General features: G+C 72.4%; 18 protein-coding genes and 4 tRNA genes. 11 read left to right on the top strand and 11 right to left on the bottom strand.

The annotated features are described in order from the left end of the window. Positions 1 to 85: 85 nt before the first annotated feature. Positions 86 to 1,549: a sulfatase family protein gene (locus tag AMK24_RS11885; protein WP_073767905.1), complete on the bottom strand. Its 1,464-nt coding sequence runs from the start codon at positions 1,547 to 1,549 to the stop codon at positions 86 to 88. 203 nt (positions 1,550 to 1,752) lie between these two features. Then, positions 1,753 to 1,845: a putative leader peptide gene (locus AMK24_RS35410; RefSeq protein ID WP_350693465.1), complete on the bottom strand. Its 93-nt coding sequence runs from the start codon at positions 1,843 to 1,845 to the stop codon at positions 1,753 to 1,755. A 431-nt stretch (positions 1,846 to 2,276) separates the two neighbouring features. On the opposite strand from AMK24_RS35410, the gene purF reads away from it, so the two are divergent. Both purF and purM read left to right on the top strand, forming a co-directional pair. Then, positions 2,277 to 3,803 (top strand): amidophosphoribosyltransferase, encoded by a 1,527-nt coding sequence (gene purF / locus AMK24_RS11880; RefSeq protein ID WP_073767903.1) that lies wholly within the window; start codon positions 2,277 to 2,279, stop codon positions 3,801 to 3,803. Between the two features lie 60 nt (positions 3,804 to 3,863). Next, positions 3,864 to 4,937 carry a phosphoribosylformylglycinamidine cyclo-ligase gene (purM, locus tag AMK24_RS11875; RefSeq protein ID WP_073767901.1) on the top strand — a complete coding sequence of 358 codons (1,074 nt, stop codon included), beginning with the start codon at positions 3,864 to 3,866 and terminating at the stop codon, positions 4,935 to 4,937. Between the two features lie 138 nt (positions 4,938 to 5,075). Here the strand turns inward: purM and AMK24_RS11870 are convergent, their stop codons facing one another. Further along, positions 5,076 to 5,333, bottom strand: coding sequence for a DUF3073 domain-containing protein (locus AMK24_RS11870; protein ID WP_073767899.1), 258 nt, complete (start codon positions 5,331 to 5,333; stop codon positions 5,076 to 5,078). 279 nt (positions 5,334 to 5,612) lie between these two features. Next, positions 5,613 to 6,704, bottom strand: a complete 1,092-nt coding sequence (locus AMK24_RS11865) for a Leu/Phe/Val dehydrogenase (protein ID WP_073767897.1) — start codon at positions 6,702 to 6,704, stop codon at positions 5,613 to 5,615. Between the two features lie 176 nt (positions 6,705 to 6,880). On the opposite strand from AMK24_RS11865, the gene AMK24_RS11860 reads away from it, so the two are divergent. Both AMK24_RS11860 and bldC read left to right on the top strand, forming a co-directional pair. Then, positions 6,881 to 7,723 (top strand): hypothetical protein, encoded by an 843-nt coding sequence (locus AMK24_RS11860; protein ID WP_073768795.1) that lies wholly within the window; start codon positions 6,881 to 6,883, stop codon positions 7,721 to 7,723. Positions 7,724 to 8,401: 678 nt separating this feature from the next. Further along, complete coding sequence (gene bldC, locus AMK24_RS11855; RefSeq protein WP_003949541.1) at positions 8,402 to 8,608, top strand: developmental transcriptional regulator BldC; 207 nt, start codon at positions 8,402 to 8,404, stop codon at positions 8,606 to 8,608. Between the two features lie 707 nt (positions 8,609 to 9,315). Here the strand turns inward: bldC and AMK24_RS11850 are convergent. From AMK24_RS11850 to hrpA, 3 genes are all read right to left on the bottom strand, one after another. Beyond that, a complete protein-coding gene (locus AMK24_RS11850) occupies positions 9,316 to 9,654 on the bottom strand; it encodes a DUF6274 family protein (RefSeq protein WP_079190490.1) in 339 nt (112 codons plus the stop codon). 179 nt (positions 9,655 to 9,833) lie between these two features. Continuing rightward, positions 9,834 to 9,908: transfer RNA gene (locus tag AMK24_RS11845), tRNA-Asp, on the bottom strand. Positions 9,909 to 10,025: 117 nt separating this feature from the next. After that, positions 10,026 to 13,958 (bottom strand): ATP-dependent RNA helicase HrpA, encoded by a 3,933-nt coding sequence (gene hrpA / locus AMK24_RS11840; protein ID WP_073767895.1) that lies wholly within the window; start codon positions 13,956 to 13,958, stop codon positions 10,026 to 10,028. A 132-nt stretch (positions 13,959 to 14,090) separates the two neighbouring features. On the opposite strand from hrpA, the gene AMK24_RS11835 reads away from it, so the two are divergent. From AMK24_RS11835 to AMK24_RS11825, 3 genes are all read left to right on the top strand, one after another. After that, positions 14,091 to 14,654 carry a hypothetical protein gene (locus tag AMK24_RS11835; protein WP_073767893.1) on the top strand — a complete coding sequence of 188 codons (564 nt, stop codon included), beginning with the start codon at positions 14,091 to 14,093 and terminating at the stop codon, positions 14,652 to 14,654. A 61-nt stretch (positions 14,655 to 14,715) separates the two neighbouring features. Then, positions 14,716 to 15,525 (top strand): DsbA family protein, encoded by an 810-nt coding sequence (locus AMK24_RS11830; protein WP_073767891.1) that lies wholly within the window; start codon positions 14,716 to 14,718, stop codon positions 15,523 to 15,525. After that, positions 15,522 to 16,409 (top strand): cytochrome c biogenesis CcdA family protein, encoded by an 888-nt coding sequence (locus AMK24_RS11825; RefSeq protein WP_073767889.1) that lies wholly within the window; start codon positions 15,522 to 15,524, stop codon positions 16,407 to 16,409. The genes AMK24_RS11830 and AMK24_RS11825 overlap by 4 nt, the downstream gene beginning before the upstream one ends. A gap of 41 nt (positions 16,410 to 16,450) precedes the next feature. Here AMK24_RS11825 and AMK24_RS11820 read toward each other — a convergent pair. From AMK24_RS11820 to AMK24_RS11805, 4 genes are all read right to left on the bottom strand, one after another. Continuing rightward, positions 16,451 to 16,524 (bottom strand) — tRNA-Phe (locus AMK24_RS11820). 25 nt (positions 16,525 to 16,549) lie between these two features. Beyond that, positions 16,550 to 16,624: transfer RNA gene (locus tag AMK24_RS11815), tRNA-Asp, on the bottom strand. Between the two features lie 38 nt (positions 16,625 to 16,662). After that, positions 16,663 to 16,735, bottom strand: a tRNA-Glu gene (locus tag AMK24_RS11810). Positions 16,736 to 16,815: 80 nt separating this feature from the next. Then, entirely contained in the window at positions 16,816 to 18,537 is a 1,722-nt protein-coding gene (locus AMK24_RS11805) for a metallophosphoesterase family protein (RefSeq protein ID WP_073767887.1), read from the bottom strand. A gap of 114 nt (positions 18,538 to 18,651) precedes the next feature. Here AMK24_RS11805 and AMK24_RS11800 point away from each other — a divergent pair, with 114 nt between their 5' ends. From AMK24_RS11800 to AMK24_RS33670, 4 genes are all read left to right on the top strand, one after another. After that, positions 18,652 to 19,002 (top strand): metallopeptidase family protein, encoded by a 351-nt coding sequence (locus AMK24_RS11800; protein WP_199876418.1) that lies wholly within the window; start codon positions 18,652 to 18,654, stop codon positions 19,000 to 19,002. Beyond that, a complete protein-coding gene (locus tag AMK24_RS11795) occupies positions 18,999 to 19,463 on the top strand; it encodes a fluoride efflux transporter FluC (protein WP_073767885.1) in 465 nt (154 codons plus the stop codon). The genes AMK24_RS11800 and AMK24_RS11795 overlap by 4 nt, the downstream gene beginning before the upstream one ends. 292 nt (positions 19,464 to 19,755) lie before the next feature. Further along, positions 19,756 to 20,130 (top strand): fluoride efflux transporter CrcB, encoded by a 375-nt coding sequence (crcB, locus tag AMK24_RS11790; RefSeq protein WP_073768791.1) that lies wholly within the window; start codon positions 19,756 to 19,758, stop codon positions 20,128 to 20,130. Positions 20,131 to 20,430: 300 nt separating this feature from the next. Next, positions 20,431 to 21,009, top strand: a complete 579-nt coding sequence (locus AMK24_RS33670; protein WP_073767883.1) for a hypothetical protein — start codon at positions 20,431 to 20,433, stop codon at positions 21,007 to 21,009. Positions 21,010 to 21,166: the final 157 nt, after the last annotated feature.

Here is a 21,166-nt window from a genome sequence, read left to right as displayed (position 1 = left end):
CCGAGCCGGTGGGCGTCCCCGCGCCCGCCCCGGCGGCCCGGGGCCGACCGGCCGGGGCGGGCCGCCCCCTACCGCTGAAGGCGGGTCAGGAGGCCGGCGGATAGGGGAGCAGGCCGGCGTCGGTCCTCTCCCACGACGCCCGCAACGCGGCCAGCCGCTCCGGGTCGGCCTTCGCACGGTCGGCCTGCTCGCGCCGGTCCTCGGCCAGGTTGAACAGCTGGTCGGTCCCGCTCCTTCCCCGGTAGTACTTCCAGTCGCCGCGCCGCAGCGCCCGCTCGCCGCGCACCCGCCAGAACAGGTCGCGTTCCTTCGGCGTCTCGCCCCGCAGCAGATACCCCGCCAGGCTGACGCCGTCCAGCGGATGGGCGGGGTCCGGGCGAGCTCCGCCCAGCTCCAGCAGGGTGGCCGTCCAGTCGGGGGAGAACACCGGGAGGTCGCTGAACTGGCCCCCTTCGATGCGCGCGGGCCAGCGCAGCACCGAGGGGACGCGGATGCCGCCCTCCTGGAGCGAGCTCTTGCCGCCGGTGAGCGGCCAGTTGTAGGAGAACCGCTCACCGCCGTTGTCGCTGGCGAAGAAGACCAGGGTGTCCTTCTCCCGCCCCGACCGCTTCAGCGCCTTCAGCACCTCGCCGACCGAGCGGTCCAGGTCCTCGACCATCTCCCTGTACTTCTCCACCGAGCCGCCGTCGGCGTGCCGGAGGGCGGACCGGTCGCCGGCCTTGATCCGCCGGACGATCTCGGCGCTCGCCCCGGTGTCGCCCTCGGCGATCCAGGGCCAGTGCGGGGTGGTGAAGTTCAGGTTGAGCAGCCACGGCCTGTCGCCGTGGTCGCGCTGTACGTACTCGATCGCGCGCTCCGTGAGGACCCGGGTGTAGTACCGCAGGTCCTTGTACTCGGCGTCGCCCTCGTACAGGTCGTACTCGCCCGCCAGGCCGAGCTTGGAGTAGTACTCCAGGGCCCCGCCGAAGTTGCCGAAGAACTCGTCGTACCCCGACTTCACCGGGCTGTAGTCCGGCAGGTACCCGCAGTGCCACTTGCCGATCAGCGCGGTCGCGTAGCCGGCGCCGCGCAGCAGCGAGGCCAGCGTCGGATGTGTGGGCTCCAGCCCCGCCGAACGGTCGGCGATGGGCTCGGCGAGTCCGCCCCTCGTACGCCCCGGATAGCGCCCCGTGTAGAGGCTGAACCGGGTCGGGGAGCAGGTCGCCGACCCCGCGTACGCGTCGGTGAAGCGCACGCCCTGGCGCGCCAGCCTGTCCAGGTGGGGCGTGCGGATGTGCGGAGCCCCGTACGAGGAGAGGTCCGCCCAGCCGAGGTCGTCGCCGAGGATGAAGAGGATGTCGGGGCGGCGCGCGTGCTTGCCGCGGGCAGCACGGAACGGGCGTTCCCGAGGGCCGTCGTCGGCGGCCGTTCCGGCGGCGGAGGCCGGGGCGGCCCCCGGTATCCCGGCCGCGGTGACGGCGGTCGCGCCGACGGCGGTGGTGAAGGCGCGCCGGGTCAGCGGCGTACCGGATCGTGTTTCCGAACGTGCGTGCGCATCGCGAGAGGTCATGAGGGCTCCTGGGCGGGCCTCGGCCGCCGGTCGGAGGACGGGGCGCGAGGGGGTGGGCGCGACGTCCCGGCGGGCGGGGGCCCGCGGACGGGCGCACCCGCCCGCAAGGGACGGAAGAGGAAGGAAGGAGAAGAGGGGGAACGCGTGCGCGCGGGCCGAAGCCCGGGGCGAAGGCCCTGCGGGGTCCGGAAGGCGCGGCTGCCTCAGGCGCGGCGACAGATGGCGCTCGCCACACGTCCCAGATCGACGTGGCGGCGCACCACGAGCGTGATCGAAAGATCACCGAGGGGCTGCATGGGGGAGGAGCCTGCCAACGGGGCGGGGACCTGTCAACGGTGGTCTCGGCCTGCGGACAGCGGGCGGCGGGCTCCCCGGCCCGCGCCGCTCGCCCGGAGCCCGGCGCCCGCAGGTGTGAGGCTCGCCACGAAACGAGCGTTCGGCCGGAAGCCGGGGCGGAGTTCGGGCGGCTTCACCGAACGCCGTGGACCCCCCTCCGCACCCGTCTCCTGCTACCGGGCGGTAACCGGGCTTCCGGCCCGGAAGTGAGCGCCGCGGTCGCCTCGCGCGGCCCGTACCGCCACCGCGAAGGTGACGCAGGGTCACCGGCCGAAGTCCCGCGAATCACCCGCCCCGCGCGGCCTCCGGGCGCGCCGTCCCCGCCCCGCCCCGCGTCCGCCCACCGGTCTCCAATTCGGACCAGTGGTCGATCTCCCCTACACTCGGTGCCGTGCCCCGTGGTGATGGACGACTCAACCACGACCTGCTCCCCGGAGAGAAAGGCCCCCAGGACGCTTGTGGCGTCTTCGGTGTCTGGGCTCCGGGTGAAGAGGTCGCCAAGCTCACCTATTTCGGACTGTATGCCCTGCAGCACCGCGGACAGGAATCCGCGGGCATCGCAGTGAGCAACGGGTCTCAGATCCTCGTCTTCAAGGACATGGGACTGGTCTCGCAGGTCTTCGACGAAACGTCTCTGGGTTCCCTCCAGGGCCATATCGCGGTCGGACATGCCCGCTACTCCACCACCGGCGCCTCGGTGTGGGAGAACGCGCAGCCGACGTTCCGTGCCACCGCGCACGGCTCGATCGCCCTCGGCCACAACGGGAACCTGGTCAACACCGCCCAGCTCGCGGAGATGGTCGCCGACCTCCCGCGCAAGGACGGCCGCGCCACCCAGGTCGCCGCGACCAACGACACCGACCTGGTGACCGCGCTGCTCGCCGGGCAGCGCGACGAGGACGACAAGCCGCTCACCATCGAGGAAGCCGCCGCCAAGGTGCTCCCCGACGTGAAGGGCGCGTTCTCGCTCGTCTTCATGGACGAGCACACCCTCTACGCCGCCCGCGACCCGCAGGGCATCCGCCCGCTGGTCCTCGGCCGGCTGGAGCGCGGCTGGGTGGTCGCCTCGGAGTCCGCGGCGCTCGACATCTGCGGCGCCAGCTACGTGCGCGAGATCGAGCCGGGCGAGCTGGTCGCCATCGACGAGAACGGTCTGCGCACCTCGCGCTTCGCGGAAGCGAAGCCCAAGGGCTGCGTCTTCGAGTACGTCTACCTGGCCCGCCCCGACACCGACATCGCCGGCCGGAACGTCTACCTCTCCCGGGTCGAGATGGGCCGGAAGCTGGCCGCCGAGGCCCCCGCCGAGGCGGACCTCGTCATAGCGACCCCGGAATCCGGCACCCCCGCCGCGATCGGGTACGCGGAGGCGAGCGGCATCCCGTTCGGCGCCGGACTGGTGAAGAACGCCTACGTCGGCCGGACCTTCATCCAGCCCTCGCAGACCATCCGCCAGCTCGGCATCCGGCTCAAGCTGAACCCGCTCAAGGAAGTCATCAAGGGCAAGCGCCTGGTGGTCGTCGACGACTCGATCGTCCGCGGCAACACCCAGCGCGCCCTGGTCCGGATGCTCCGCGAGGCCGGCGCGGCCGAGATCCACATCCGGATCTCCTCGCCGCCGGTGAAGTGGCCCTGCTTCTTCGGGATCGACTTCGCCACCCGCGCCGAGCTGATCGCCAACGGCATGACCGTCGACGAGATCTGCACCTCCATGGGCGCCGACTCCCTCGCGTACATCTCGATCGACTCGATGATCGAGGCGACGACGATCGACAAGCCGAACCTCTGCCGCGCCTGCTTCGACGGTGAGTACCCGATGGAGCTGCCCGACCCGGAGCTGCTCGGCAAGCAGCTGCTGGAGACCGAGCTGGCGGCGGGCCCGGCGGCGACCGCCGCGGCCGACGCGCTGCGCCGTCCGTGACCCCCACGCGCCGTCGCCTCCCCCACCAGCCCCGTATCTCCACACGAAAGATCCCAGGCCATGTCTGAGACAACAGGTGCCTCCTACGCGGCGGCCGGCGTCGACATCGAAGCCGGCGACCGCGCCGTCGAGCTGATGAAGGAGTGGGTGAAGAAGACGCAGCGCCCCGAGGTCGCGGGCCTCGGCGGCCTGGGCGGCTTCGCCGGCCTCTTCGACGCCTCGGCGCTCAAGCGCTACGAGCGCCCGCTGCTGGCCTCCGCCACCGACGGCGTGGGCACCAAGGTGGACCTGGCGCGCCGGATGGGCGTGTACGACACCATCGGCCGCGACCTGGTCGGCATGGTCGTGGACGACCTCGTCGTCTGCGGCGCCGAACCGCTGTTCATGACCGACTACATCTGCGTCGGCAAGGTCCACCCCGAACGGGTCGCCGCCATCGTCAAGGGCATCGCCGAGGGCTGCGTCCTGGCGGGCTGCGCCCTGGTCGGCGGCGAGACGGCCGAGCACCCCGGCCTGCTGGGCCCGGACGACTTCGACGTCGCCGGAGCCGGTACGGGCGTGGTCGAGGCCGACCGCCTGCTCGGTCCCGACCGCATCCGCGAGGGCGACGCGGTGATCGCCATGGCGTCCTCCGGTCTTCACTCCAACGGGTACTCGCTCGTGCGCCACGTGGTCTTCGACCGGGCCGGCTGGTCCCTGGACCGCGAGGTCGAGGAGTTCGGCCGCACGCTCGGCGAGGAGCTGCTGGAGCCCACCCGGATCTACTCCCTGGACTGCCTGGCGCTCACCCGGACGACCGATGTGCACGGCTTCAGCCACGTCACCGGCGGCGGCCTGGCGAACAACCTGGCGCGGGTCGTCCCGGACGGCCTGCACGCCACCGTGGACCGTTCCACCTGGACGCCCGGCGCGGTCTTCGACCTGGTCGGCAAGGTGGGGAAGGTCGAGCGGCTGGAGCTGGAGAAGACGCTCAACATGGGCGTCGGCATGATCGCGGTCGTCCCGGCGGACTCGGTGGACGCCGCGCTGACGACGCTGGCCGACCGCGGGGTCGACTCCTGGGTCGCCGGCGAGATCGTCGGCCGCGGCGACCACGCGACCGGCGCCGCGCTGACCGGCGACTACGCACGCTAGGGCGTACGCGAGGAGCGCCGGACGGTACCCGCCCGGCGCTCCTCGCGTCAGCGGGCGTCCGGCCCCGGACGCCCGGATCGGGACACACAGAACCCGGTCCGGGGCTGGCCCGGACCGGGTTGAAGTGTCAGCGCGAGGTCAGGCGCCGCGGCGCTGTGATGACGACGGGCCGGACTGATCGTCCTGATCGTCGTCATCGTCCTGGTTGTAGCGATCCGCGTACTGTGCGTACGGGTCATCCTCCTCGTCATCCTCGAACGGCTCTGCGTTCGGTGGCTGACTCGAAGGCGATGCGCCCAGCTCATTGGCCAGACGCGACAGATCAGTCCCGCCGGTGCTGTACTTCAGCTGGCGGGCGACCTTGGTCTGCTTGGCCTTTGCCCGGCCGCGCCCCATGGCTCGACCCCCTCGGTGACGGGGCTCGACGGCCCCAGAGTCTTGACACGCGTTCATGTTTCAGGACGGACCCCCCGGAGGGAGACCGTGCCCGTAGGGCTTTAACGGTACCTGCTTCCGTGGCCATACGGTACGCCGCCCGCGTTCCGGTCCCGGCACAGGGTCCCCGAGGAGCCCTTTCCTCGCTGGTCAACTGCGATTTTAACCTCTTGTGGAGGTACGACCCGCCGACCGGCGTGAGTCTTGTCCCACCGGCCGGCGGGCCGTACGCGCACCCGGTCAGCGGGTGCGCGCCTCCGCCATGCGCTGCTCGGCGAGCCGGTCGGCCGCCGCGGCCGGCGGAATCCCGTCCGCCTTCGCACGTGCGAATATTTCCAGCGTGGTGTCGAAGATCTTCGTCGCCTTCGCCTTGCACCGGTCGAAGTCGAAGCCGTGCAGTTCGTCGGCCACCTGGATCACGCCACCGGCGTTGACCACGTAGTCGGGGGCGTACAGAACCGACCGGTCGGCCAGGTCCTTCTCCACGCCCGGGTGCGCTAGCTGGTTGTTGGCCGCACCGCACACCACCTTCGCGGTGAGCACCGGCACGGTCGCGTCGTTCAGCGCGCCGCCGAGGGCGCACGGCGCGTAGACGTCCAGCCCCTCGGTGCGGATCAGGGCGTCGGTGTCGGCCGCCACGGCGACCTCGGGGTGCAGCTCGGTGATCCGGCGCAGCGACTCCTCGCGGACGTCGGTGATCACGACCTCGGCCCCGTCGGAGAGCAGGTGCTCGACGAGGTGGCGGCCCACCTTGCCGACCCCGGCGACGCCGACCTTGCGGCCGCGCAGCGAGGGGTCGCCCCACAGGTGCTGGGCCGAGGCGCGCATGCCCTGGAAGACGCCGAACGCGGTGAGCACCGAGGAGTCGCCCGCACCGCCGTTCTCGGGGGAGCGGCCGGTGGTCCAGCGGCACTCCCGGGCCACGACGTCCATGTCGGCGACGTAGGTGCCGACGTCGCAGGCGGTGACGTACCGGCCGCCGAGGGAGGCGACGAACCGGCCGTAGGCCAGGAGGAGTTCCTCGCCCTTGAGCTGCTCCGGGTCGCCGATGATGACGGCCTTGCCGCCACCGTGGTCGAGACCGGCCAGGGCGTTCTTGTAGGACATCCCGCGCGCGAGGTTCAGCGCGTCGGCGACGGCGTCCGCCTCGGAGTCGTAGGGGTAGAAGCGGGTGCCGCCGAGGGCGGGGCCCAGGGCGGTGGAGTGGAGGGCGATGACGGCCTTGAGACCGCTGGCGCGGTCCTGGCAGAGCACGACCTGTTCGTGGCCTCCCTGGTCGGAGTGGAACAGGGTGTGCAGTACATCGACGGGCGCGCCGGTCACATCGGTCACTGTGGTGACTCCCAAACAACGAAGCGGCGGAAGACCCTCCTGAGGGTGGGGAGGGCCTCGGACCGACCGGTTCGACCGGTCCGACGGGCACGAGCGTAAGTCTTCCGGCGGCGCGGATCTGCCCCCCTGCGAAGGATCACCCCCTGCGGGTGACCCGCCGTGACACCATGCGCTGCATGTCGGTGGTGTCTTCGGTGCTCGTCCCTTACACGTCGTATCTCCGGGTCTATGAGCCGCTCGCCGCCTTCGCGGAGCCCGAGCGGAGTCACTGGGCGCGCTACGCGAGGCGCGGGGACCTCCCCACGGCCCAGGACGAACTGCGCCGCTCGCTCGCGGACTTGACGTCGACGCCGCCGGTCGGGGTGCCGGTCCACGAGAGCGGTGACGCGTTCGTGGCGGAGCTGGACGGGGTGGTGTGCGTCTGTCCGTGGCGGACCAGGCTGCGCGGCTGGCTGGCCCTGGAGGAGCTGGAGGGGATGTTTCCGGCCAACGTGCTCGACCTCGTGCTGCCCGCGGTGGTGCGCGGCCAGGCGGCGGCGGACCACCAGCGCTGGCAGCGGCGCCACCCGGACGCGCGGCCGTGGATCCGGACCACGGTGTGGCAGGTGCCGGTGCGCTGGTTCGTCCTCTTCGGCGACGAGGAGCGGGAGTACCGGCCGGCGGACGAGGAGGAGAGGCCGGTCCTGCGCTACCGCACCCCGATGGTCGAGGCCCGCCGCCGGCTGGCACGGGCGCTGCGGACCCTGCGGGAGAACGTTCCCGAGGGCCTGCTGACCGAAGGGCTGGTGGACGTGGGGCGCTGGCTGGAGGAGTTCCACCCGCACTCCCTGGTCGAGCTGGACTACGGGGGCCTGGTGCACGCCCTGCCGGCGGAGCGGTTGGCGGGGGACCGGTCGGCGGCGGACGTGGCGGAGGGGCTCACCGCGCTGCGGGCCGGGGACGAGGGGGGAGCGGCGGAGGCGTACGCACGGCTCGCGGAGCGCTGGCGGGCGGTCAGGGACCGGCAGTTCACCAATTGACGTGAAAAGACCCACAGCGGCATCAAGGTGACGGAACCGGGGCATCCTTCTTCCAGGACGGCCGGGAGGCCGGCGGACGGCCACCGGGGCCGTTCCGTACGGGAGAAGGAGGACGTCGCGTCGCCCCGGCGGAGGGTGACGGAGAGGGCTCGACGGACAGGTGACGGGCCGTGAACCTGCGTCCGGTGTGACACGTGTGGAAGATGAGGCGAGAGCGTCATGGCACCGATCCAGGGACCTACGTCCCGAACCGGGCCTAAGCCTCATGCGTGATGGACGGCACTAACGGGGCCCTTGCGCCTATCCCTACTCCTCATGCCAAAATAGGACAAGGAGTCCGGGGAGGGCTCCTTCTGTCCAAGTAAGGGCAGAATGCTCGACATTGCACGCTATGGGGGGTTTGGCGACTCCTGATCGCTCTGTGACTGATCGTCACCGGGGTGTGACTGTCCGCTATGGCATGGTCCATCGGCTTTCCGTCGCTGATGAACACCTGGGAGGGCAATTCCATCGGTTTGGCCGACGCGGCTGGACGGATGGTGTAGTTGTAGTGCCGAGGACAAGCCGTTCGTCCTATAACCGACTCGGCCCGCGTCCGCCATTTCGGGCAACGCGGGTCAAGGTGCAGAATTTAAAGGAAAGAACCGAGAAGGTTCGGTTCTCCCGAGGAGGCCGCTCATGACCGCTCGCACCCCTGATGCCGAGCCGCTGCTGACCCCGGCTGAGGTCGCCACGATGTTCCGCGTGGACCCGAAGACGGTCACCCGTTGGGCCAAGGCCGGCAAGCTCACGTCCATCCGCACGCTCGGTGGACACCGCCGGTACCGCGAGGCGGAGGTCCGCGCACTGCTCGCGGGTATTCCGCAGCAGCGCAGCGAGGCCTGAACACCCCTGCCTCGCAGCAGAAACAGCAGTTCGGCAGTACCGCAGTAACGCAGCACAGCACCACATCCGGGCAACTGCCAGGTCCCCCAACCCCAGTCGCCCGCCCATAGTTCCACTCGACGGACGCCTGCCCCAACGGGCGTCATACCCGTGTCTCACGGGTTTCGTCGTATCGATCGCGCTGGACTCCGCCGGGTCCAGCGCGATCTTTTTTGTGCCCTGGACGGATCTCCTCCCCGCCCGGCGCGGACCGGTCCCCCTGCCCGCGCTGCCTCCCGCGGGGCCTCCTGCGCGCCCTGGGCGGGCTCTCCGGGCCGCTCCCCGCCTTATGGAGCGGACCCCGGTACAAGAACCGGGCGGTCGGTCGGCTTCGGGGTCCGGAGGGCTTTCCGGCGCGCTGCCGGCCGATGGGCGGCGGAACCCGTCCCCGGGGCCTTCGTGGGGCTGTGAGCGGGTCTGGGCGGGAGTGCGGGTGAGCGTCCCGGAGGGGGCGGGGACGCGGTGGGACAGCCCCGGACGGAACGGTCTCCGGGCGGTCGGCCCCCGCCGAACGGGCCCGTGCAATTGCACATATTAAATTCACCAGTTGTAGGGGAGGCGTAAAATCCCCCGGTCTGAAAACTCTTTCGGTGACTACCGTCACACCGCCTGATGCTTGCCAACTCCCAGAGTGCCACTGCGTGGAGCGGGAAGCACCCGGCCGATGGTCATGTCGGCGAGGGCCTTTCGGCCCCGGCCCGTTCCTCCGGGGCCTGCTTTCCGGGGCCCCCGGTCGGGTTCTCGCCCGGCGCGCGGCCCTCGCGCCCGCGTCCGTCCGGCCGTCCGGCGGCCTCCTCGCTCCGGTCGCCGCCGTCCGGCCCGGCCCCGGAGGCCGCCGGGGAGGCGGCGGGGGCGGTGGGCTGCCCGTCACCGCCGGGCTCCATGGCGAGCCGCAGGAGGCGGTGGCAGACCGCGCAACGGCCGGTGAGGTGGCGGTAGGCGGAAGCGGCCGCCAGATGGGCGCGCAGCAGCGCGCGGATCTCGTGTCGTGCCGTGGACGCGGACATACGAGCCACCTCCCGGTGGGCCCGGCCGCCTCCGCCGTGCGCGGCGCCAAAAGCGCCGAGCGCGGCGGAGGGGGCGCCGAGATGCAGGGACAGCCTCTGCTCTACGGGGTACCCGGGGCGGAGGGGCCCGTCAAGACGCGAGAAAGCCCGGATCGAAACGATCCGGGCTTTCTCCACTGCGGTCCTGACGGGATTTGAACCCGCGGCCTCCACCTTGACAGGGTGGCGAGCACTCCAAACTGCTCCACAGGACCAGGTTTTCGCCGCTTGCCTTGCGGCTTGCTGCGAAACCAGACTGTACAGGAGGGAGGAGGCCCAGGTCGACTTCACTCCTGGTGGCGACCCCGTCACCGCCTCCGCGCCCTGCCGCGTCAGGGCGCCAGGGCGTCGATCGCCTTCACGATCCGCTTGTCCGAGACGGGGAAAGCGGTGCCCAGGGCATGGGCGAAGTAGCTGACGCGCAGCTCCTCGATCATCCAGCGGACGTCCCGCACCTCCTGCGGCACCGGCCGCCCCTGCGGGAACTGCTCCAGCAGCCAGGCGTACTCGTCCTGCATCTCGTGGACCTTCTCCATCCGGGTGGTGTCCCGCTGCACGGCCGTCGGCATCTGCTGGAGCCGCCGGTCGGCCGCCACCAGGTAGCGCATCAGGTCCGGCAGCCGGCGCAGCCCGGTGGCCGTGACGAAACCGGGCGGTACGAGACGGGCCAGCTGCTCGCGCACATCGGCGACGTTGGCCACCAGCGTCGGGCTGCCGGTCGCCTTCAGCCGGCGCTCGCACGCCTGCCACGCGGCCAGGACCTGCTGCACCTGATCGACCGTGCGGACGGTGAGGTCCACCAGGTCCGCGCGCACCTTGTCGTACAGCGTCCGGAACGCCTTCTCGTCCCACGCGGGGCCGCCGTGCGCGGCGATCAGCCGGTCGGCGGCGGCGGTGGCGCAGTCCTCGAAGAGGGCCTGCACCGAGCCGTGCGGATTGCGGGACAGCGCCAGCTTCTGCTGGTTGCTCAGCCGGTCCGAGGCGAACTTCGCCGGGTTCACCGGGATGTTCAGCATGATCAGCCGCCGGGTGCCCCGCCACATCGCCTGCTGCTGCTCGGCCTCGGTGTCGAAGAGGCGTACGGCCACGGTGGCGCCCTGGTCGACGAGGGCCGGGTACGCCTTCACCGGCTGCCCGGCGCGACGGGTCTCGAAGACCTTGTCCAGCGTGCCGATCGTCCAGTCCGTGAGGCCCGAGCGCTCGATGGACTCGCCGGTGGGCCCCGCGGTCGCCGCGGCGGCCTTGGAGAGCGCCTGGCGGGCCTTCGGGCGCAGCTTGAGCCGAAGCGCCTCCAGGTCCTTGTCCTCCGCCACCTTGCGGCGCCGTTCGTCGACGATCCGGAACGTGACCTTGAGGTGGTCCGGAACCCGGGAGAGGTCGAAGTCGTCGGCGGTGACCGGTACGCCGACCATCCGCTGGAGCTCCCGGGCCAGCGTGACCGGCAGCGGCTCCTGGAGCGGGACGGCCCGGTCCAGGAACTTCTCCGCGTAGTCCGGCGCGGGGACGTAGTGCCGGCGGATCGGCTTCGGCAGCGACCGGATCAGCTCGGTGACGACCTCCTCGCGCAACCCCGGGATCTGCCAGTCGAAGCCCTCGGCGGTGACCTGGTTGAGCACCTGGAGCGGTACGTGGACGGTCACGCCGTCCGCGTCCGCGCCGGGCTCGAACTGGTAGGTCACCCTGAACGTGAGCTTCCCCTGCCGCCAGGTGTCCGGGTAGTCGTCCTTGGTGACGGCCCCGGCCTTCTCGTTGATGAGCATGGAGCGCTCGAAGTCGAGGGCGTCCGGCTCCTCGCGCTTCTTCTTCTTCCACCAGGAGTCGAAGTGCGCCCCGGACACGATGTGCTCGGGAATCCGCCGGTCGTAGAAGTCGAACAGCGTCTCGTCGTCCACGAGGATGTCGCGGCGGCGCGCCCGGTGCTCCAACTCCTCGACCTCGCCGAGGAGTTTGCGGTTGTCGTGGAAGAACTGGTGGTGGGTGCGCCAGTCGCCCTCGACCAGGGCGTTGCGGATGAACAGGTCCCGCGACGCCTCCTGGTCGATCCGGCCGAAATTGACCTTGCGCTGGGCGATGATCGGCACGCCGTAGAGGGTGACCCGCTCGTACGCCATCACCGCCGCCTGGTCCTTCTCCCAGTGCGGCTCGCTGTAGGTGCGCTTCACCAGGTGCTGGGCCAGCGGTTCGATCCACTCGGGCTCGACCTTGGCGTTGACCCGCGCCCACAGCCGGGAGGTCTCCACCAGCTCCGCCGACATCACGAACCGGGGCTGCTTCTTGAACAGCGCCGAGCCGGGGAAGATCGCGAACTTGGCGCTGCGCGCGCCCAGGTACTCGTTCTTCTCGGTGTCCTTGAGCCCGATGTGGGACAGCAGGCCGGCCAGCAGCGAGGTGTGCACCGCCTGCTCCGGAACGGAGGCGTCGTCCTTGGGCTCCTCGACGGTGATGCCCATCTGCCTGGCCACCGTGCGCAGCTGCGCGTAGATGTCCTGCCATTCGCGGATGCGCAGGAAGTTCAGGTACTCCTGCTTGCACATCCGGCGGAACGAGGACGAGCCGCGCTCCTTCTGCTGCTCGCGGACGTACGCCCACAGGTTCAGGTACGCCAGGAAGTCGGACGTCTCGTCCTTGAACCGGGCGTGCTGCTGGTCCGCCTGCGTCTGCTTCTCGGCGGGCCGCTCGCGCGGGTCCTGGATGGAGAGCGCGGCGGCGATCACCATGACCTCGCGGGCGCAGCCGTTGCGGTCGGCCTCGATGACCATCCGGGCCAGGCGCGGGTCCACGGGCAGCTGGGAGAGCTTGCGGCCGAGCGGTGTCAGCCTCTTCTTCGGATCCTTCTCCGCCGGATCGAGCGCCCCCAGCTCCTGGAGGAGCTGCACGCCGTCACGGATGTTGCGGTGGTCCGGCGGGTCGATGAACGGGAACTTCTCGATGTCCCCGAGCCCGGCGGCGGTCATCTGGAGGATGACGGAGGCCAGGTTGGTCCGCAGGATCTCGGCGTCGGTGAACTCCGGCCGGGTGAGGAAGTCGTCCTCGGAGTAGAGCCGGATGCAGATGCCGTCCGACGTACGGCCGCAGCGGCCCTTGCGCTGGTTGGCGCTGGCCTGGGAGATCCGCTCGATCGGCAGCCGCTGGACCTTGGTGCGGTGGCTGTAGCGGGAGATGCGGGCGGTGCCCGGGTCGATCACGTACTTGATGCCGGGGACGGTCAGCGAGGTCTCGGCCACGTTGGTCGCCAGGACGATGCGGCGGCCCGTGTGGCGCTGGAAGACGCGGTGCTGCTCGGCGTGCGAGAGGCGGGCGTAGAGGGGGAGTACCTCGGTGTGCCGGAGGTTCCGCTTGTTCAGCGCGTCCGCCGTGTCCCGGATCTCCCGCTCGCCGGAGAGGAAGACCAGGATGTCGCCGGGGGCCTCGTGGCCCAGCTCGTCGACGGCGTCGCAGATCGCGGTGATCTGGTCGCGGTCGGAGTCTTCGCTGTCCTCTTCGAGGAGGGGACGGTAACGGACCTCGACGGGGTACGTCCGCCCGCTGACCTCCACGATCGGGGCGTCCCCGAAGTGGCGCGCGAACCGCTCCGGGTCGATGGTCGCCGAGGTGATGACGACCTTCAGGTCGGGGCGCCGGGGCAGCAGCCGGGCCAGATAGCCCAGCAGGAAGTCGATGTTCAGCGACCGCTCGTGGGCCTCGTCGATGATGATCGTGTCGTACGCCAGCAGCTCGCGGTCCGTCTGGATCTCCGCGAGCAGGATGCCATCCGTCATCACCTTCAGATACGTCGACTCCGGGTTCACCTGGTCGGTGAAGCGGACCTTCCAGCCGACGGTCTCGCCCAGCGGCGTTCTCAGCTCGTCCGCGACGCGCTCCGCGACCGTGCGGGCGGCGATCCGGCGGGGCTGGGTGTGCCCGATCATGCCCCGGACGCCGCGCCCCAGCTCCATACAGATCTTGGGGAGCTGCGTGGTCTTCCCGGACCCGGTCTCACCGGCGACGATGACGACCTGGTGGTCGCGTATCGCCTCCAGGATCTCGTCCTTCTTCTGGCTGACGGGCAGCTCGTCCGGGTACGACAGGGCCGGCAGCCGGGCCGCGCGCGCCGCGAGCCGTTCGGCCGCCCTGCCCGCCTCGGCCGCGATCTCGTCCAGCACGGACTGGCGGGCCTCGGGCTTGCGGATGCGGCGCGCTCCTTCGAGGCGCCGGCCGAGCCGGTTCGCGTCGCGGAGCGAGAGCTGACCGAGCTGGGACTGGAGATCGGCGAAGGAAGTAGACATACGGATCCCAGGATCTCACCCGGGCCGGTTCGGTGGCGACCTCATTTCGCGCGGGCTGCGTCACGCGGCACGTACCATTTCGGGCAGTCGAACGCCCCGTCACCGCCGCTCGCGCGAGAAAGGCCCGGTCCCGTGTCCCGTACGCCGTGGTGGAGCCTGACGGCGCTGCTCGCGGTGGTGGCGGGGCTGCTGTGCGGGCCGGCGGCCTTCGGGGGCGCCGGCGAAGGCGGTGTACGGGCCGTTTCCGCCGTGCGGGTCCTGGCCCAGGACGCGGGCCGGGCGGCCGGGGCGGCCTCCACGCCCGGGGCCGCCGCCGCGCGGACTCCGATGGGTCCGGCCCCCGCCTTCGCCGTCGGCGGGGCGAGTGCCCCGGCTTCCCCGCCCGGGGCTGTCGAGGCGGGCGCCCCGGCCTCCGCGCCCGGGGCCGCCGACATCGGCGTCCCGGCAGAGGCCGAGGCAGAGGCCGAGGCAGAGGACGCCCCCGTCCCCGGCTGCGGGAAGCTCCGCGACCATGACGGTGAGCCCGCCGTGCCCTCCCGCGCCCGGGGCGGCCACGACCAGGCGCCGGGCCTCGCTCCCTGGGGGCTGCCCGCCGCGACGGGGGCGCCCTCGGCCGAGCCGCCGCCGGGGGTCCGGGCCCGCGCCCCGGCCCCGTACACCCCGACGCCCGTCGAACTCTCCGTGCTGCGGGTGTAGGCGGGCCCGCCCCGCCTCTCCTCTCCCTTGCCTTCCCTTCCGCACCAGCACGGAGTGCCGCATGCCCACGCCCAAGAAGCCCGCCTCCACGAAGCCCGCGTCCAAGAAGCCCGCTCCCGCGTCGAAGAAGCCCCTCGTCTACGGCGCGGTGGTGGTGGTCGCCGCCGGACTGCTCGGGTTCGCCTCCTACCGGGCCACATCCCCCGACAAGTCCTCCGACGACACCACCGCCACCGGCCCCGCCGCCGAGGTCTCCGCCGACCCGGCCGAGGGCGTCTACCCGGAGCTGGCGAAACTCGCCCGCCGGGACGCGGACGACAAGCTGGCCATCGGCCGCCCGGACGCCCCGGTCGTCCTGATCGAGTACGCCGACTTCAAGTGCGGGTACTGCGGCAAGTTCGCCCGGGACACCGAGCCGGAACTGATCGAGAAGTACGTGGAGGACGGCACGCTGCGCATCGAATGGCGCAACTTCCCGATCTTCGGCGAGGAGTCCGAGAACGCGGCACGGGCCGCCTGGGCCGCCGGGCAGCAGAACCGCTTCTGGGAGTTCCACGGCGCCGCCTACGCCGAGGGGGCGAAGGAGAAGGGCTTCGGCAAGGACCGGATCAAGGGGCTCGCCCTGGAGGCCGGGGTGAAGGACCTGGACCGGTTCATGAAGGACCTCGACGGCGACGCGGCCCGTGCGGCGGTCAAGAAGGACCAGGAGCAGGGGTACGGGATCGGCGCCACGTCCACGCCGTCGTTCCTGATCAACGGCCGCCCCATCGCGGGCGCCCAGCCGGAGGAGACGTTCACCCGCGCCATCGAGGCCGCCGCCGAGCAGGCGAAGGCGGCCGGGGCGGGCCAGGCCGGGGAGCCCGCCAAGTGACGGCGGACATCGGCTACTTCGCGGCGTTCCTCGGGGGGTTGCTCGCCCTGGTCAGCCCGTGCAGCGCGCTGCTGCTGCCGGCGTTCTTCGCGTACTCCATCGACTCCGCCTCCCGGCTGCTGGCCCGTACCGGCATCTTCTACGCCGGGCTCGCCACCACCCTCGTCCCGCTGGGCGCGGCCGGTTCGTACGCCGGGCGGCTGTTCTACGGCCACCGCGACGCCCTCGTCACCGGCGCCGGCTGGCTGATCATCGTGCTCGGCGCGGCGCAGATCGTCGGCCTCGGCTTCGCCTCCCGGCGGATGGCCGAACTCAGCGGGCGCATCCGCCCCACCACGGCGTTCTCCGTCTACGCGCTCGGCGCGGTCTACGGCCTGGCCGGCTTCTGCGCGGGCCCGATCCTCGGCAGCGTCCTGACCGTGGCGGCGGTCAGCGGCAGCCCGGTCTACGGAGGGCTGCTGCTGGCGGTGTACGCGCTCGGCATGGCGGTCCCGCTGTTCGTCCTCGCCCTGCTCTGGGAACGCTTCGACCTCGGCCGCCGGTCCTGGCTGCGCGGCCGGACCGTGCGCCTGGGCCGGTTCGAGCTGCACACCACGTCGCTGCTGTCGGGGCTGTTCTTCATCGGGCTCGGCACGCTGTTCCTCGTGTACGACGGGACGACCGCGCTGCCCGGCCTGCTGGGGGTGGACGACTCGTTCGCGGTCGAGCAGTGGGCGCAGGGGTTCGGCGAGCGGGTGCCGGACCTGGCCGCACTGGCCGGGGCGGTGCTGCTGGCGCTGCTGGTCCTGGGCGTACGGATCGGGCGGCGGCGGCGCGGCGCGGACGAAGCGCGCGAGGCGGGAGCCGAAGAGCCCGAGGAGGCTGAGGAGGCCGGGAAGGTGTGACACGGCGAAGGCCCCGTCCGTCGGACGGGGCCTTCGAGAGGTGGCTGGGGCCGGGATCGAACCGGCGACCTATCGCTTTTCAGGCGATCGCTCGTACCAACTGAGCTACCCAGCCACGCAGCCGCTGACGCGACTGCAAGCGGTCCTGACGGGATTTGAACCCGCGGCCTCCACCTTGACAGGGTGGCGAGCACTCCAAACTGCTCCACAGGACCAAGCAATGTGCGAAACAAGTCTCGCACACGGTGAAACGTGCCCCCAACGGGATTCGAACCCGTGCTACCGCCTTGAAAGGGCGGCGTCCTGGGCCACTAGACGATGAGGGCTATTGGCCCGCCGGTTCGCTTTGCAGCGCGTCGGGGACGTGAGAAGCATATGGGATGGGTGGAGCTATCGCCAAAACGGTTTACGGCGAGGGGGTGGGGCGCGCTGCGGGGCGGCCCGGCGAGGCTCCCGAGGAGGGCGAGGAGGACGAGGAGGACGGCGACGGGGCGGGGGAGGAGGGGCCGCCCTGCTTGAGGTTCTCCTCCGGGAGATGGCGGCCGACCTCGGCGGTCGTCAGCCCGAGACCGCCCAGGGTGATCTCGTCCCACGCCTGGAGCCGGCGGGTCGAGCGGTCCATGTAGAGCACCGAGGCGTGCACCTTCTCGGGCTTCTCGTTCTGCACGGCGCGCAGCCCGCCGCCGCCCGTGGAGCCCTCGACCTTCAGCCGGGTGCCGAGCTTCAACTGCTCGTTGATCCGGCGGTGGTAGTGGCCGGAGAGCACCAGCGGGACCGTGCCGTCGGTCTCGCGGGCGGTGTTCGGGTCATGGGCGACGGCGATGTCGGCCGGGGCGCCGGCGCGCTCCTGGTCGCGCAGCGCGGAGGCCAGGCGCATGCCCTCCAGCCGGGCGGCCCCCTTGTTGCCGCCGGGGCCGGTCCGGTCCGGGGTGAAGGAGACGTCGCCGGTGCCCGCGATCCGCAGGCCGCCCACGTTCACCGCCGCGCCGTCGTCGAGCACGTGGACGTTCTCGAACTTCTTCAGGTACGCCTGGGTGACGGGGGAGTCGTGGTTGCCGCGCACCCACACGTATGGCGCGCCGAGGTCGCGGATCGGGTCGAGGAAGCCGTTCTCCGCGGCGGAGCCGTGGTCCATGGTGTCGCCGGAGTCGACGATGACGTCGATCTCGTACTGCTCGACGAGCGAGGCGATGATGTGCCACGCGGCCGGGTTCAGGTGGATGTCGGAGACGTGCAGGACCCGGATGGTGCCGGGGTCGGGCTGGTAGACGGGCAGCGTGGAGGTCGCGTCGTACAGCTTGGTGACGTTGGTGACCAGACGGGCCAGTTCCCGCTGGTAGAGGTCGAACTCGGTGACGATGGAGCGGGCGTCGCCGACCAGGGACGGGGCGCTGGAGAGCAGCCCGGAGAACTTCGGCTCCAGGACGGACTTCGGGTTCCAGGTGGCGTACGCGCTCACGCCCGAGGCGGCCAGCAGGGCGAGGGCGAGCCCGCCGGCGGCCAGGGCGCGGCGGGGGCGGCGGTAGACGACGAGGCCGAGCGCGACCGCTCCGGAGACGACGGCGACGCAGGAGCGCACGGCCAGCTCCCGGGTGCCGGAGGCGACGTCCCGGGTGACCTCCTCCTGGAGGTTGGAGAACCGTTCCGGCTGGTCGATCAGGGTCTGGGACCGCTCGGGATCGAGGCGGTCCACGTCCACATCGAGCCGGAGCGGCGCGATGTGCGAATCCAGCTCCAGCGCGCCGAGCGGGGAAATGTTGATCTTGCTGCCGCCGGTGAGGGAGGGGCGCAGCGTCATGTTGGTGTCCATGGGGCCGACCGGCGTACGGACGCTGCCCACGGCGAGCAGCCCCAGCCAGGCCCCCAGCACGACCACGGCCAGCATGCCGAGCGCACGGAGGGCGCGGCGGCGGGCGGGGGCCGCCCCGCCGCCGCGCGGCGCCCGGGGGTCCTTCGGGGCGCGTTCCGGCCGCCCGCCCGGTCCGGAGCCACCGGGCCCCGCACTGTCGGCCTCCGGGCGGTCGGCCTTCGGGCTGTCGGGCCCGGGGCCGGTGGACTTCGTGCGGACGAGCTGGCTGAGGCGGTGCCGGACGCGGTCGGCTGCGGCACGGAACGGGACGCGGACCATTGGGCGCGTATGCCCCGGTACGGCCTCCGTCATGCCGGGCGGCGGGGCGGAACGGGGCGACGGGGCGCCGACGCGTACAGGCCGTCCGCCGCCCCGGTACGGGACAATGGCCGGGTGCTGGAGATGACGCGCGAACAGTTCGAAGAGCTGGTGAGCCAGGCTCTGGACCGCATCCCGCCGGAGTTGACGCGGCTGATGGACAACGTGGCGGTGTTCGTCGAGGACGAGCCGGACCCCGGCGACCCCGACCTGCTCGGGCTCTACGAGGGCACGCCGCTCACCGAGCGCGGCGAGTGGTACGCGGGGGTGCTGCCGGACCGGATCACCGTCTACCGGGGCCCGACCCTGCGGATGTGCGAGACGCAGGAGGACGTCGTCGCGGAGACGGAGATCACCGTGGTCCACGAGATCGCCCACCACTTCGGCATCGACGACGAGCGGTTGCACGCCCTGGGCTACGGATGAGCGAGCAGGAGCCGCGGCCCGGCCCGCCCACCGCACCGCAGGGCCGGGTGCTGGCGGCGGTCGCGGCCGGCGGAGCGCTCGGGGCGCTCGCCCGGTACGGGGCGCTGGTGCTGTGGCCCGGCGCGGGCGGCTTCCCGTGGACGGTGTTCGTGGTCAACGTGAGCGGCTGCGCCCTGATCGGGGTGCTGATGGTGCTGACCGTCGAGCGCGGCCGGATCACCCGCCCGCTGGTGCGGCCCTTCCTCGGGGTCGGGGTGCTCGGCGGCTACACGACCTTCTCCACGTACGCGGCGGACGCCTGGGGCCTGCTGGCCCGTCAGGAGGTCGCGGTGGCGATGGCGTACGCGGTGGCGACGGCGGTGACCGCGCTCGGCGCGGTGTGGGCGGCGGCCGTCGCGACCCGGGCCGCGCTGGACCGCGGCGCGCGGGCGGCGGGTCCGCCGCCGGGTCGGACGACGTGACCCGGTCGGCCCGGGGTACGCGGGACGGGTGGGATCTACGGGACGTGGGGGGCCGCGGGAATATGCGGGACGGGTGGGACGTGCAGGGCGGACAGGACATGCGGGGCGGGCGGGACGGGCGGGGCCTCCCGAGCGTGCGGGGCCGCTGGGGCGCTCGGGGTGTGGGGGACGCGCGGGGCCCACAGGGTGTGCGGGATCTGCGGGGCCACCGGGGTGCCCGGGATGGACGGGGTCCTCGGAACCCCCGGAGCGCCCGGGATGGGCGGGCCCGCCGGGGCGGGAGGTGGGCGGCGTGACCTGGCTGCTGGTGGCGCTCGGCGGGGCGGTGGGCGCGCCCCTGCGCTACCTGACGGACCGCGCGGTGCGGGCGCGCCAGGGGCCGGACGCCCCGGGCGCCTTCCCCTGGGGCACCTTCACGGCGAACATCGCGGGCAGCCTGCTGCTGGGCGTGCTGACCGGCGCCGCGGTCTCCTCCCCGGTGCACGCCCTCCTGGCGACGGGCCTGTGCGGGGCGCTGACCACCTACTCGACGTTCTCCTACGAAACCCTCCGGCTAGCCGAGACGGGCCGCCCCTTCCTGGCCGCGGCCAACGTGCTGGTCTCCCTGCCGGCGGGCCTGGGCGCGGTGTTCCTGGGGGTGGAACTGGCGAGCGGGTTCCGGGGGTAGGGCCGGCGTACGGAGGCGGCTCGGGCAGGTCTCACGGGGCCTCGGGACGGTGCGGGCGGCCGGCGTACGGGGTGGCTCGGGCGGGCGTCGCGGGGGCGGGCGAGGTTTCGGGCGTGTCTCCGGCGGGGTCGGGGGAGTTGGGCACGGTACGACGCCGGGCCGGTCGCCGCCGGTTTCCGTTCCGGTCACCCCGGTCTCCGTTCCGGCGCCCACCACGGTGCGCCCGGTTCGGCGCCCCGGTCCGGTCCGGGCGTCGCGCTCCACCCACGCCCCCGCCCCCTCGTCCCGGAGGTGCCCCCCGTGCGCCAGTTGTCCGCCCCCGTCCGCTGGGCAGCCGCCACCGCGCTGACGATCGCCGCCTCCACCGGCTGTATGAGCGTCGGCGAGAACGACGCCGGGGCGCCGGGCCCCTCCCGGTCCGCCGGGCCCCAGGGGGCCGACGCCGACCCCGCCGCGGACACGGTCCCCGACCCCGGGCGGGCCGGAAGGCGCGGCGGGGACGCCCACCCCCACTCGGACCGGGCCGTCCCCGGCGCCACCCCGCGCCCGGGCGCCTCCGACACGGCGCCCGAGACCGCCCCCGCGGGCCCGCACCCCGAACCGGCGGCCCCGGACCCCACCCGGGGCGCCGGGGCCCTGACGCCGACGCCGACGCCCTCGACCCCGGGGCCGGGCGAGCCGCCGCCGACCGTCCCGGAGCCGCCGGTCCCGCCGTCGCCCACCCCGGACCCGGAGCCCGACCCGGAGCCCACCGACCCGCCGGAACCGTCGCCCTCGACCTCGCCCGCCGCGCAGTTCCGGGCGCATGCGCTGAGCGGCCGGGAGGTCGTCCGCCCGCTCCGGACTCCGGAGGCATCGCCGCAGGTGGGGCCGGTGTAGCCGAGGGATCTCCCCGCCGGGTTTGCGCAATGTGGGTGAGAGTGCGTATGGTGGTAGATCGTTTGATCCCATTGCCCGGCGCCGACACAGAAGAGCGCCGTGTGGCGCGTACTCTCCCTTGCCGTGGCTGGACCGCATTGAGGCGGTCGAAATTGCG

Source organism: Streptomyces sp. CB02366, assembly GCF_001905905.1.
Classification (GTDB): domain Bacteria; phylum Actinomycetota; class Actinomycetes; order Streptomycetales; family Streptomycetaceae; genus Streptomyces.
This window is presented reverse-complemented; position numbering and strand designations above follow the sequence as displayed.